General features: G+C 42.0%; 12 protein-coding genes and 1 rRNA gene. 4 read left to right on the plus strand and 9 right to left on the minus strand.

From position 1 onward, the window contains the following. The 9 genes from AC58VC_RS27325 to dnaA form a co-directional block, all read right to left on the minus strand. Positions 1-113: ribosomal RNA gene (locus tag AC58VC_RS27325) — 16S ribosomal RNA — on the minus strand; the annotation flags it as partial. 326 nt (positions 114-439) lie between these two features. Further along, positions 440-1504, minus strand: coding sequence for an HD-GYP domain-containing protein (locus tag AC58VC_RS27330; RefSeq protein ID WP_497373323.1), 1065 nt, complete (start codon positions 1502-1504; stop codon positions 440-442). An 85-nt stretch (positions 1505-1589) separates the two neighbouring features. Further along, positions 1590-4082, minus strand: a complete 2493-nt coding sequence (gene gyrA / locus AC58VC_RS27335; protein ID WP_497373325.1) for a DNA gyrase subunit A — start codon at positions 4080-4082, stop codon at positions 1590-1592. A gap of 46 nt (positions 4083-4128) precedes the next feature. Continuing rightward, positions 4129-6045: a DNA topoisomerase (ATP-hydrolyzing) subunit B gene (gene gyrB, locus AC58VC_RS27340; protein ID WP_497373327.1), complete on the minus strand. Its 1917-nt coding sequence runs from the start codon at positions 6043-6045 to the stop codon at positions 4129-4131. Between the two features lie 68 nt (positions 6046-6113). Then, the gene (gene remB, locus AC58VC_RS27345) at positions 6114-6362 is read right to left on the minus strand and encodes an extracellular matrix regulator RemB (protein WP_161406867.1); all 249 of its coding nucleotides are present in this window, start codon (positions 6360-6362) and stop codon (positions 6114-6116) included. A gap of 5 nt (positions 6363-6367) precedes the next feature. Next, positions 6368-7486, minus strand: a complete 1119-nt coding sequence (gene recF, locus AC58VC_RS27350; protein WP_497373329.1) for a DNA replication/repair protein RecF — start codon at positions 7484-7486, stop codon at positions 6368-6370. Positions 7487-7514: 28 nt separating this feature from the next. Beyond that, positions 7515-7730, minus strand: a complete 216-nt coding sequence (gene yaaA / locus AC58VC_RS27355) for a S4 domain-containing protein YaaA (protein WP_127454096.1) — start codon at positions 7728-7730, stop codon at positions 7515-7517. 13 nt (positions 7731-7743) lie between these two features. Then, a complete protein-coding gene (gene dnaN / locus AC58VC_RS27360; protein ID WP_497373331.1) occupies positions 7744-8886 on the minus strand; it encodes a DNA polymerase III subunit beta in 1143 nt (380 codons plus the stop codon). A 178-nt stretch (positions 8887-9064) separates the two neighbouring features. Then, the gene (gene dnaA, locus AC58VC_RS27365; protein ID WP_497373333.1) at positions 9065-10429 is read right to left on the minus strand and encodes a chromosomal replication initiator protein DnaA; all 1365 of its coding nucleotides are present in this window, start codon (positions 10427-10429) and stop codon (positions 9065-9067) included. 635 nt (positions 10430-11064) lie between these two features. Here dnaA and rpmH point away from each other — a divergent pair. The 4 genes from rpmH to jag all read left to right on the plus strand — a co-directional run bounded on the left by rpmH (position 11065) and on the right by jag (position 13155). After that, complete coding sequence (gene rpmH, locus AC58VC_RS27370; RefSeq protein ID WP_029196162.1) at positions 11065-11199, plus strand: 50S ribosomal protein L34; 135 nt, start codon at positions 11065-11067, stop codon at positions 11197-11199. A gap of 137 nt (positions 11200-11336) precedes the next feature. After that, complete coding sequence (rnpA, locus tag AC58VC_RS27375) at positions 11337-11696, plus strand: ribonuclease P protein component (RefSeq protein ID WP_497373335.1); 360 nt, start codon at positions 11337-11339, stop codon at positions 11694-11696. A gap of 71 nt (positions 11697-11767) precedes the next feature. After that, a complete protein-coding gene (yidC, locus tag AC58VC_RS27380) occupies positions 11768-12541 on the plus strand; it encodes a membrane protein insertase YidC (protein ID WP_497373337.1) in 774 nt (257 codons plus the stop codon). Beyond that, positions 12538-13155 carry an RNA-binding cell elongation regulator Jag/EloR gene (gene jag, locus AC58VC_RS27385; protein ID WP_497373339.1) on the plus strand — a complete coding sequence of 206 codons (618 nt, stop codon included), beginning with the start codon at positions 12538-12540 and terminating at the stop codon, positions 13153-13155. Before yidC ends, jag begins: the two co-directional genes overlap by 4 nt. The last annotated feature ends 60 nt before the right edge of the window (positions 13156-13215 follow it).

The raw sequence follows: 13215 nt of genomic DNA on the forward strand, positions 1-13215 counted from the left end.
ACCTACGTGTTACTCACCCGTCCGCCGCTAAGCACCGAAGTGCTCCGCTCGACTTGCATGTATTAGGCACGCCGCCAGCGTTCGTCCTGAGCCAGGATCAAACTCTCCATAGTAGAAAAGCTTAATTGTACTCATTGACTTGCTAGCGAGATTATTCATCTCTTTTATAGTCGATTACTCGACTGTGCTTACTCACTCGTTGTTCAGTTTTCAAAGATCAATTTCTTCCTTATTCATCCATCGCCTTCAAAAGCGACCTGATCAATATACCACATCAGCCTATTCGATTGCAAGAACTTTTTTTTAAGTTGCTTTCGTTCTTTCGTTCGACCGCCGAAGCGACAAGGAGTAATATAACAAATCTAGAAACAGAATGCAAGCATTTCTTTATTTCTTTTTTAAAATAAAGAAAAACCCCTGAATAAGGGGCTTTTCTTCTCTATTGTCCGATTACTTCCTGGATAAATAAGCTTCGCTCTAGCGTTAGGTTGATGATCGTTCCATTGACATTCACCCAAGGTCTTGTCGGCTGTGAGCGATCTGAGAAAATAATCTCTCCAACACGATTATCACTAAGTTTTACAAGTGTTCCATTGCTAATTTGTGTTGCCTTGTTAATAAACACTTGAACTAAAGTTGGATCCACTTTTCCGAATGATTCCGTAAAGAGCTGCTCCAATACGAGGTAGGGGGACATAGCTGTTTTGTGAAAACGTTCGTTCGTCATGGCATTATAAATATCAGCGATTGCAACGATCTTGGCGTAAATATGAAGCTTGTCGCCTTTCACTCCTAAAGGATAACCTGATCCATCTTCACGTTCGTGATGCTGAACAGCTGTTAATTTAACACCTTCGTTGATCCCTGAAATGTTTTTCAGGATCTGATAGCCAATCAGAGTATGCTGTTTGATCTCCTCCATCTCAGACTCCATCAAACGACCCTTCTTCTCTAGGATGGATGAGTCTACTTTGGAAATGCCGATATCATGCAGGAGACCAGCTAGAGCGATTTGCATTAAATCTTTCTGTGGCAGACCATGCCATCTAGCTAAGCAGTACGAGGTCAAACTAACCATAATGCTTTTATGATATATGTAATCTTGCAAATTGCGATTTTTGGGAGTAAAAGTGAGTACTTTGTAGGTATCGATATGCTCAATAAGTGCTTCTAGCCCGTTACGAATATCTAGGATGGGTAAAGGTTGTCCGCCGTTCGCAAGCAAAAAAACGCGTTTAAGTAGCTTTAACAAGTTCTGATACTCTATATAAAAAGGAGGAACAGATGCAACTTCTTTCGCTTTCGCGTCCTCAATGGCTCCCTCCGGCTCAATGCCGTTCTTTGATTCAATATAGACAGAAGCAATCAAAAAAGCTTTAAGAATCTCAAGATCTCTCTCATTAAGGATTTTCCCTTTATTGAAGAGGACATTCCCCAATTTCGTTGTTACATTATCTCCTAGTTTTTCACCATACTTTAATTGAGAAACGGCTACTGTCGGCACGATCACTCACTCACCTTACTCTTTATCTTATACATGCTATTGTAAAGGAAAAGGGATGGGTTTGTAAGCCCATCCCTGCAATTTATTATTCTGTATCCGTCGATTCAGTTTCGCTTTCTTCCCAATCGCCGTCTTCTTCGTTCTCATTCTGATCTTCGTTCTTCTGTACACGCGCCAAGGTTCCAACTTCATCATCTTCACGAATGTTGATAAGACGCACACCTTGGGTGTTACGGCCCATAACCGAAATACCATCCATACTTGTCCGAATGACCGTACCTGAAGCGGTGATGATCATGAGATCTTCGTCCTCTTGAACGATTTTAAGACCCACCACAGGACCATTCTTATCTGTGACGTTTAAGGTTTTGATCCCTTTACCACCACGTGATTGAATACGGTACTCGGAAACAGGCGTTCTTTTACCGAAGCCCTTAGACGTTACAATCAATACACTATTATCTTCATGGACTACGTCCATATCGATTACAGCATCTTCTTCATCAAGCTGGATACCTTTTACCCCAGTAGCCGATCTACCCATAGAACGTACATCTTGCTCCGGGAAATGGATCGACATGCCGAGTTTGGTCCCCATAATGATACCTTGATTGCCGTCAGTTAATTTGACGCCGATAAGATCATCATCGTCACGCAAATTAATAGCGATTAATCCACCTTTACGGATATTGGAGTAATCGTCAATTGGCGTTTTCTTCACAACACCTTGCTTCGTTGCAAAGAATAAGAATTGATCTGTCTCGAAGCTCTCGACTGGGATCACAGCATTGATCGTTTCACCTTGCTCGATTTGGATCAAGTTGATAATCGGTGTTCCACGCGCAGTCCGGCTCAAATCAGGAATCTCATAAGCTTTCAACCGATACACTTTACCTTTATTCGTAAAGAACATTAGGTAATGATGGGTATTGGTCACGAACAAGTGTTCCACGAAATCGTCGTCTTTGGTTCCCATTCCGACAATTCCTCGTCCTCCACGCTTCTGGTTCTTATACGTGGTGACTGGTAGTCGCTTAATGTAACCTGTATGCGTAATCGTAATAACGACGTCTTCACGTGGAATGAGGTCTTCATCTTCAATGCTTTCCTCACCAATCGTAATTTCGGAACGGCGTTCGTCACCGAATTTCTCTTTTATTTCATTGAGTTCTTCACTAATGATTGCTAGAATCAGCTGCTCGTCAGCAAGAATCGCTTTAAGTTCAGCGATTTTCTTCATGAGCTCTGCGTATTCAGCTTCAATTTTCTCTCGTTCTAATCCGGTTAAACGCTGTAGGCGCATGTCCAGAATAGCTTGAGCCTGATCATAGCTCAAATTAAACGTGTTGATGAGGCCATCTCTAGCCTCCTCGGTTGTTCTGGAAGCACGTATCAATGCGATAACTTGATCCAGATGATCCAATGCGATTCGCAAGCCTTCCAAGATATGAGCGCGCGCTTCTGCTTTGCGCAAATCATACTCAGTTCTGCGGCGAATTACTTCCTGCTGGTGTTTGAGATAGTACTGAAGCATCTCACGAAGATTCAATACTCTTGGTTGCCCATTAACCAGCGCCAACATAATGATACCGAAGTTAGACTGCATAGCCGTCTGTTTAAACAAGTTATTCAGAACGACGTTCGGATTCACATCTCTGCGAAGCTCGATCACAACGCGCATTCCGTTACGATCTGATTCATCACGAAGATCGGTGATACCGTCAATCTTTTTCTCGCGAACGAGTTCGGCAATCTTCTCAACTAATCTAGCTTTATTGACTTGATAAGGCAGCTCATTAACGATGATTCTAGCCTTATTGTTATTTTCTTCAATTACGGTTCTAGCTCGCATCGTAACAGAGCCTCTACCTGTCGTGTAGGCTTGTCTGATGCCCTCACGGCCCAGAATAAATCCAGCCGTCGGGAAATCCGGCCCTTTGATCGCTGTCATCAGCTCCAAAGGCGTTATTTCAGGATTCTGGATCAGCATCTGAATACCCTCAATAACTTCTCGAAGGTTATGCGGAGGAATATTCGTAGCCATTCCTACCGCGATACCTGAGCTTCCGTTCACAAGCAAGTTAGGAAAACGTGATGGGAGAACAACAGGTTCTTGTTCTTCACCATCATAGTTAGGCGCATAATCGATCGTCTCTCTGTTGATATCACGTAGAAGTTCCATCGCAATTTTGGACAAGCGTGCTTCCGTATAACGCATGGCTGCCGCCATATCGCCGTCGATTGACCCAAAGTTACCATGCCCATCAACGAGCATGTAACGAAGGGAGAAGTCTTGTGCCATCCGAACCATGGTTTCATAAACAGCCGAATCCCCATGTGGATGATACTTACCGATAACTTCGCCGACGATTCTCGCTGATTTCTTATATGGTTTATCTGGAGACATGCCCAGTTCAGACATCGCAAATAGAATACGACGATGAACCGGCTTCAGGCCATCCCTTACATCTGGCAGTGCACGACTGACAATGATACTCATCGCATAGTCTAAGAAGGATGTACGCATTTCGGTAGAAATGTCAATTTCTTTGACTTGCGAACGTAATTCTTCGCTCATGAATGTTCCTCCTGAAAGCTTACATCGTTAACAACGTCTAAGACGTTTAGACATCTAGATTTTTCACGTAAATTGCGTGTTCCTCGATGAAATCTCTTCTAGGTTCTACGTTATCTCCCATCAAAGAATCAAATAGGGTATCCGCTTCAATCGCATCTTCGATCGTCACTTGCAGCAAGGTACGGCTTTCTGGATCCATCGTGGTTTCCCATAACTGTTCAGGATTCATCTCACCAAGTCCTTTGTAACGCTGTACATTGACTTTGGCACCTTCACCAAACTCTTGCATGATCGTTTCTCTTTGCTTTTCGTTGTAGGCATAACGTATGGTTTTATTTCTTTCCAATTTGAAAAGAGGAGGCTGTGCAATATATACATAACCGGTTTCAATCAGCTTTTTCATGTATCTGTAGAAGAACGTAAGAAGGAGTGTACGAATATGGGCTCCGTCAACGTCGGCATCTGTCATAATAATAATTTTGTGATAACGAGCTTTATTGATATCGAAATCATCGCTGATCCCCGTACCAAAAGCTGTAATCATCGCCCGAATCTCCGTATTAGATAAAATACGATCCAATCTGGCCTTCTCTACGTTCAAAATTTTTCCGCGAAGTGGAAGAATCGCTTGGAAGTGACGATCACGCCCTTGCTTAGCTGATCCACCTGCAGAGTCACCTTCTACGATGTAAATCTCACTGATAGAAGCATCTTTGGAGGAACAATCTGCAAGTTTACCTGGCAGAGCACTTACTTCCAGAGCACTTTTACGGCGAGTCAGTTCTCTCGCTTTGCGTGCTGCTTCCCTAGCTCTTGCTGCTTGAATCCCTTTTTCCAGGATACGCTTAGCAACTGCTGGGTTTTCTTCCATGAAGGTTTGCAGCTTCTCTGCAAATAAAGACTCGACAATACCGCGGACTTCGCTGTTTCCTAGTTTCGTTTTCGTTTGCCCTTCGAATTGAGGCTCCGGAATTTTCACGGAAATAATCGCAGCAAGCCCCTCACGGACATCATCACCAGAAAGGTTAGAGTCGCTTTCTTTCAGGGAGTTCGATTTACGAGCATAATCATTCAGAATCCGCGTAAGCGCGCTTTTAAAACCTGATTCGTGCGTACCGCCTTCATGGGTGTTGATGTTATTTGCGAAAGAGTAGATATTTTCCGTATAGCTGTCGTTGTACTGAAGCGCGATCTCAATAGAGATATTATCCTTGGAACCCTCTACATAGATCGGCAGCTCATTGACGACTTCACGATTTCTATTCAAATGCTGCACGAATGAAATAATCCCGCCCTCGTACATATGAGTTGTGGCCACATCTGTACGCTCGTCGATCAAATTAATCTCGATTCCCTTGTTGAGGAAGGCAAGCTCACGAATCCTGGACTGAAGAATGTCAAAGTCATATTCTGTCGTCTCTTTGAAAATCTCAGGATCTGGCTGGAACGTTACTTGCGTACCTGTCTCTTCGGTTTCGCCGATCACTTTCACATCATACTGTGGCGCACCGCGGCGATATTCTTGCTGATGCACTTTGCCTTCACGCTTTACTTGAACAGTAAGAAGCTCAGACAATGCATTAACTACCGAAATACCTACCCCGTGCAGACCGCCTGATACCTTATAACCGGAATCATCTCCACCGAACTTACCGCCGGCATGAAGAACCGTAAGAACAACTTCCAAAGTCGGACGCTTGAGCTTCGCATTTTCACCGACAGGAATTCCACGGCCATTATCAATAACGGTAACGCTATTATTCTTATGAACTATGACATCAATCTTGGTACAGAACCCGGCTAATGCCTCATCGATACTGTTATCGACAACTTCCCATACGAGATGGTGAAGTCCACGGGCGCTTGTCGAGCCAATGTACATGCCCGGCCGTTTTCGTACGGCCTCTAAACCTTCAAGTACCTGAATCTGACTGTCATCGTACGCATTTTGATTCACGGACATGTTAATCTCCACCTGCTTTTTTATAGTGAGATAAACCTCTTATACTCTTTTATGTGAACAACAAAAGGTTAGTTCGTTAACAAAAGATGCGCTCTTTTCTTGAGCGTGGTAGAGGAGATCGGGGAATAATACACCTTACTTTTCGTAACAACGAGTGATTTGCATTCTTCCTCACCGATTTTTTCTGTTTTTTTATCCTTAACTGCTTGTAGAATGAATTGTTTCGATATTTTTGAGGATTTTTCTATCGAGATATCGAATATTGCAATCAGTTCGGAAGCTCGAATAATTTTTTCTCCACCCAAATGAATAAACATGCTCCTCAGCTCCTGCCACTTACATTTCCTTTCAAAACATGAAACACGGAAGCATGGTTCAGTTGGTCCAAATGGACACTCTCTAGACCCGTCGTGGTGATAAATGTTTGCACTTTTTCCTGAAACGTGCGGATCAACTGCGTCTGCCTATATTCATCAAGCTCTGAAAGCACATCATCAAGCAATAAAAGAGGATATTCGCCAACTTCCTCATGGATGAGTTCAATCTCCGCCAGCTTAAGGGATAGTGCAGTTGTTCGCTGCTGCCCTTGAGAGCCGTAGGTTTGGACTTCTTTGTCATTGATGTAAAAAAGAAGATCGTCGCGATGAGGTCCAACAAGTGTAACGCCTCTTCGGAATTCCTGATCTCTGACCAATGATAACTTTATCATAAATTGGTTTAATAAAACAGATTCATCTTCAAACGAGCCCATGTCAAACGAAGGGGAGTAGCGAATGAGGAGCTCTTCGCTGTCATTCGTAATTCCTCGATGGATCGTTTCAGCCCATTGTTGCAGCTTCTTTATAAAGTTTTGACGCTTTTTCATAATTTTAACACCATACAGTGCTAATTGTTCATTCCAAATATCCAACATCGCGTCTGTAGAGCCTTTTCCAGCGAAATTTTGCTTTAAATAATTGTTTCGCTGAAGCAAAATTTTCTGATATTGCGATAAATCATAGAGATAAGAGGGCTGCACTTGGCCAATCTCCATATCGAGAAACCGTCGTCTTATTCCAGGGGTGCCTTTGACTATTTCTAAATCTTCCGGCGCAAACATAACAACATTAAGCGCACCTATAAAGTTACTGAGCTTTTTCTGCTCGAGTCCGTTAATTTTTGCTTTCTTGCCTTTGGTTGAAATAGAGAGGTCAAGTTGACAATTGCCATACCGCTTCTGGATCTGAGCATGCAGCTGTGTCTGGTCGCCGTTCCAGCCTATTAGTTCTTTGTCTTGGTGAGTACGATGTGATTTGGTCATTGCCAAAACATAAATGGATTCCAATAAATTTGTTTTACCTTGTGCGTTAGGCCCAACAAAAATATTGACATTGCTATCCGTGGTCAACTCGATCTGATCGTAATTTCGGTAAGACTTAAGCGCGAGTCTGTTCAAAAACATGATTACTCATCCTCCTGGCTTGGCCCAATCAGGAGCTAACGACTTCGAATTGTCCGAAACCCTCCACGGTAACGATATCTTTCGGGACGAGTTTCCGTCCTCTGCGATTTTCAGCTTGTCCGTTCACTTCGATTTTTGTATCCACAACAAAAAATTTGGCTTGTCCACCTGTGGATATGCAGTCCGATAACTTGAGAAACTGCCCGAGCGTAATGTAATCCGTGTTAATCGCGATTTGTTTCATACTGGAGCACTCCTTAGTTCGTTGTTCGATATGGCAAGATCAGCTGTAGAATGTTTGTCGAATCTTGCGGCTTCATGATGATAGGTTGCATAGCTCCAGTAAATCCAATATGAATAAACTCTGAGTCGAGAACTTTGAGTGCATCAAGCATATATTTGGAGTTAAAAGAGATTTTGAGCAAATCACCGACAATATGCTGCAGGTTAATTTGCTCCGTCACTTTACCGAGCTCAGACGAGCTGGATGAAATTTCGATCGTCTGGTCTTCCTGCATCATCATCTTAACAATATTCGTCTTATCCTCTTTGGAAAGGAGGTAAGCGCGATCGATGGCTTCAGCCAATTCTTTTGTCGGAACAACCATTTCCGTTTGAAAAGACTGAGGAATGAGTTTTGATGTATCTGGATACGTACCGTCCAAAATGCGTGAGTAAAATAAAATCGAATGAATTTTGAATAAAACCTGATTGTCCGCAATAACTATATCTATAAGTGAGTTTTGATCTGGCAAAATTTTGCTTAATTCATTCAGGGTACGGCCTGAAATAACAATATTAGGCAAATTTTGCGCATTTTCGTTATCAACAGTAACTTCTCGGCTAGCAAGACGATGACGGTCACAAGCAATAAACTTCAGTTTATCACCAGTGATATTCCAAAGTACACCCGTAAGAATCGGCGTAGACTCATTCGTCGACACTGCGTAGGACGTCTGTTTAATCATTGTTTTAAGCAAATCGCTTGGAAGACGTAACATTTTGCTTTCTTCGATTTCTGGCAGCAGTGGATATTCATCTGGGTCTAGGCCCATTATTTGAATTTCGGAGGAACCTGATCGAATGATGGTTTGAAAATTATTACCTACTTCAATTTCAATCAGTTGAGCAGGGAGTTTACGAATAATCTCAACAAAAAATTTAGCTGGAAGCACAACACTACCGGCTTGAAATAACTGAATGATTTTGTTCGTACCATTTTCGCTTGGCGTAAAGCTTTGAATAGAAATATCGGTATCGCTTGCCGTAAGGGTTACACCGCTTAAGGTTGCATCTATTTTGATCCCTGTAAGGATAGGAATTGTTGTACGTGACGAAATGGCTTTGGAAACGTGACCAATGGATTCTATTAAATGGTCTTTAAGGATCGTTAATTTCATGACTTCACTCCTGCAGTTCTTTTTTGGGGTGCGTTAGCATATCTATATATAATAACATTCTTTATTAGTAATAGCAGTAGGGGCTCTGGATATGTGGATATGTGGATGAACCGTATATAGAGCAAGCCTATCCACATGTGCATAGATTGTGTATAGGCTCACCCGAAATCAAATGTTATTAAGAGGGGTTTTTGATACGCTCCGTCAGATTATGAACGATCTTATAGAGCTCCTGGTCCACTTTCAACATTTGCGATATTTTTTCATGGGCATGGATAACCGTTGTGTGGTCGCGGCCACCGAAATTATCTCCGATTTTTGGCAAAGAGAAGTCCGTCAGCTCTCGTGACAGGTACATAGCGACCTGTCTAGGGAAAGCTACGGCTTTAGTTCGTTTGCGCGCTTTAAAATCCTCGAGCTTTAATCCATAGAATTCACCAACACGCTGCTGAATATCCTGTATCGTTATGACCCTTGGCCGATTCGAAGGAATAATATCCTTCAAAGCTTCGGCGGTCAAATGCACGCTAATATCCTGATTAATTAGAGAGGAGTAGGCAACCACTCTTATTAGAGCACCCTCAAGCTCACGGATGTTCGTATCAATTTGATTCGCGATATAGATCATCGCTTCATTCGGGATTTCAAGGTTCTCAGCTTTCGCTTTTTTCCGCAAAATCGCGATGCGCGTCTCCAAGTCAGGTGGCTGGATATCGGTAATCAACCCCCACTCAAACCTAGAGCGCAAGCGGTCCTCCAGAGTTGGAATCTCTTTGGGAGGCCGGTCACTGGAGATAATAATTTGCTTACCTTCTTCATGAAGGGCGTTAAATGTATGGAAAAATTCCTCCTGCGTACCTTCTTTACCGGCGAGGAATTGAATATCGTCAATTAATAGTACGTCGATTGTTCTATATTTATTGCGGAACCCTTCGCCGCGGTTATCACGGACAGCATTAATGAATTCATTCGTAAATTTCTCTGATGAAATATATAAAACGCGGGCCCCAGGGTTATGTTCCAGCACGTAATGACCAATCGCATGCATCAAATGGGTCTTTCCTAAACCAACGCCTCCGTATAAAAAGAGCGGATTGTAAGCTTTCGCTGGTGCTTCGGCTACAGCTAGTGACGCTGCGTGCGCGAATCGATTGCCTGATCCGATAACGAAGGTATCGAAAGTGTATCTCGAATTCATCATATTCGTGAAATTTTCTTCGCCAGCCACAATCGCAGGACCTTTGGGTGGTATAACAGCCGGTTGAGTCGAGCCGGACTGCGCTTTCTGTTCTTCGGTCTCAATGATGAATTTCACGGAAACGTGTTTGCCGGTGAAATCATAGATTGTGCCTTCAATTAGCTTTGTGTAGCGGCTTTCTAACCATTCCTGGGCAAAATTGTTGGGCGCACAAATAACGACAGTCGAGTCGTTAAAAACTGTCGCTTTGGTCGATTTTAGCCAAGTATCGAAGCTAGGTTTGCTGAGTTTAGTTTGGATAATCGTCAAGATTTGCTGCCATAAGTCCGTAGAATGGCCTTCCACAGTAATTCACTCCTTTAAAATCAAACATGTGGCGTAAAGGCCAGGTTTCAGATAATGCGATCTGTGTATAAATCATTATGGTTGAAGCTCTAACTGGAGCGATCCGAAATTAGATTAGATTGAACGCAATCAGAGTATATTCTGCGCGATTTACGGCGAAAAGAACCTTCATGTCTGATGGGGTCAAAAAAGGACGGCATTTGTCGTTTTATCCACATTATTAAGAATCGGTTAAAATGACTTATTCTTGTAGAGGGAATTTTGTTCACAATGTTATCCACAGACTGTTGATAAATCGGAGAAATGGTCATGTATATCCACAACAGAAACATTATCATCTTATCAAAAGATAGCTTGTTAATCAACGGATTGTTTGGTATTATCCACAATTACAACAAGTTGTGCATAGAAATTGTTCACAACACAAGATATTGTTAATATTCTGTTGATTTTCGACAAGCTTCTCTTTTCAGTGGATAAATTTTATACACAGGTTATTCTTTTTCGATTTAATATGATTGATTTGGCATTTCCTTCTGCACGCTCGGGTAGGTTGACTTTCTTAAGTGTTATATGATTTAATGAGTAGTAGAAATTTTGTAGGATGGATATCCTCAGATAGGGAGGTGCTATAGATGGGTCCGACGTTTAACCCGAATACGAGAAAGCGTAAGAAGAATCATGGTTTCCGTAAAAGAATGAGCACGAAGAACGGCCGTAAAGTTCTACAAGCTCGTCGTCTTAAAGGAAGAAAAATTCTTAGCGCGTAAAAAGAGGCTCCGGAAGGGGCTTTTTTTTTTGCATTTAGATGGATCAGTTTATATGCCGTTTTTTCGGTCAAAAATAGATAAGATGCCTAATGGTGATTTATCTTATCTGAAGTTAATGGTCTGGAGCGTACATGTCTGTGGAAAAAGAATATAGATTAGCTAAAAGAGAAGACTTCAATAAGATTTATCGATATGGCAAATCAATGGCCAACCACCAATTTGTTCTTTATTATTTACCTCAGCCTAAGTTGGAGAATTTCCGACTTGGTATATCAGTGAGCAAAAAAGTGGGGAATGCGGTTGTTCGGAACCGCTTGAGGCGAATGGTGAAAGAGATCATCCGGTTGAAAAAAGAGAATATGACGCCGCATTATGATTACATTTTATTGGCCAGGAAACCCGCGGTAGATATGGATTATGCCGAGATGGAGAAAAGCATTTGGCATGTAATCCGAAAAGCTTCTTTATTAAAAAGAAATGACACAATAAAAAAGTGAAGCATTATTTCTTTTCGCGGTTAAATTGTGTTATAGTTTATGTTGGAAAAGATATTTAGGAGGATCTCATTTTGACTCGTCGACTCTATTTGCTTGCAGCTCTTTCTGCGTTGATCTTATTGTTGTCAGGATGTAGTCCTAGTAGCGCTGCTATGGCACCAATTGATCCTAATACGGCAGGTTTTTTTGTAAAATATTTCGTGTACCCGCTTTCGCAGACACTCGACTGGTTCGCCGTCAAGTTATGGGGTCAATATGGCTTATCCATTTTGGTCGTAACCCTAATTATTCGTCTCATCATTTTGCCTCTGACGCTGAAACAGTATAAGAGCTCTAAACGGATGCAAGAGTTGCAGCCTGAGATGAAGAAGCTTAAAGAAAAGTATAAAGATGATGCGAAGAAGCAGCAGGAAGAAACAATGAAGTTATTTCAGTCAAATGGTGTGAATCCGTTAGCTGGGTGTTTCCCAATCATTGTTCAAATGCCAATTCTGATTGCGCTTTATCAAGCTATCATGCGTAATGATCATATTCGAGAGCATACTTTTTTATGGATGAATTTAGGACAGCCTGATCACTATTACATTCTTCCGATCATTGCCGCGGCAACAACATTCGTTCAGCAAATGTTTATGTCTTCTCAAATGAATCAACAAATGAAAAGCTTACTATACATTTTCCCGGTTATGATTTTCGTGATGTCCATGAATTTCGCAGCTGCGCTGCCACTTTACTGGATTTACGGTAATATCTTCACCATTATTCAGTCTTACTTTATTTATGGTTCTCCTGGAAAACAAAAAGATCCTGGATCTCAAAATAATAAGGGTGGCCTGTCCAAATGAAAAAAATTGTGGTGACTGGAAAAACTATTGAGTTAGCGGTTAAAGCCGGTCTTACTCAATGGCAGGTTTCGGAGGATCGTGTAAAGATTCATATTTTGGAACAACCCTCCCGGGGGTTGTTCGGGTTTATTGGTTCCAAAGAAGCTAAGGTTGAGCTTGAATTGATACCAGATCCGCTAGAGGAAGCCATTGCTTTCTTACAAGATATGTTCGAAGCGATGAAAATTTCCATCACCATAGACACGACAAAGGATCGCGAAGGCTACCAGTTGAATATGAGTGGTTCGGAGCTAGGTATTTTGATCGGTAAAAGAGGACAAACCCTCGATGCGCTGCAATATTTGGTTAATATTGTCGCAAATCGTTATGCGAATTCGCATTTTCGGATTATCCTAGATGCGGAGAATTTCCGAGATAGACGCAAAAAGACGTTAGAGGAGTTAGCTTTAAGGTTAGCGAATCGTGTCATAAAGTCGAAAAAAGAAGTAATTTTGGAGCCGATGAACTCGCAAGAACGCAAGATTATTCATGCTGAATTGCAAGGACATCCCGTTGTCAAAACATATAGCAAAGGCGAAGAACCGAATCGTCGGGTCGTGATCGCCGTCAAATAACCTTAGCCGCAATGACATGAGCATAAGTCATTGCTTTTTCTTTAAGATGAGGTAAATTCG

It is taken from the genome of Paenibacillus sp. J22R67, assembly GCF_059692175.1.

Bases quoted from the DNA above. Each gene is read 5' to 3' on its own strand.
- gyrA (WP_497373325.1), bottom strand. From the start codon at position 4,082: ATGAGCGAAGAATTACGTTCGCAAGTCAAAGAAATTGACATTTCTACC.
- gyrB (WP_497373327.1), bottom strand. From the start codon at position 6,045: ATGTCCGTGAATCAAAATGCGTACGATGACAGTCAGATTCAGGTACTT.
- remB (WP_161406867.1), bottom strand. From the start codon at position 6,362: ATGTTTATTCATTTGGGTGGAGAAAAAATTATTCGAGCTTCCGAACTG.
- recF (WP_497373329.1), bottom strand. From the start codon at position 7,486: ATGTTTTTGAACAGACTCGCGCTTAAGTCTTACCGAAATTACGATCAG.
- yaaA (WP_127454096.1), bottom strand. From the start codon at position 7,730: ATGAAACAAATCGCGATTAACACGGATTACATTACGCTCGGGCAGTTT.
- dnaN (WP_497373331.1), bottom strand. From the start codon at position 8,886: ATGAAATTAACGATCCTTAAAGACCATTTAATAGAATCCATTGGTCAC.
- rpmH (WP_029196162.1), top strand. From the start codon at position 11,065: ATGGGTCCGACGTTTAACCCGAATACGAGAAAGCGTAAGAAGAATCAT.
- jag (WP_497373339.1), top strand. From the start codon at position 12,538: ATGAAAAAAATTGTGGTGACTGGAAAAACTATTGAGTTAGCGGTTAAA.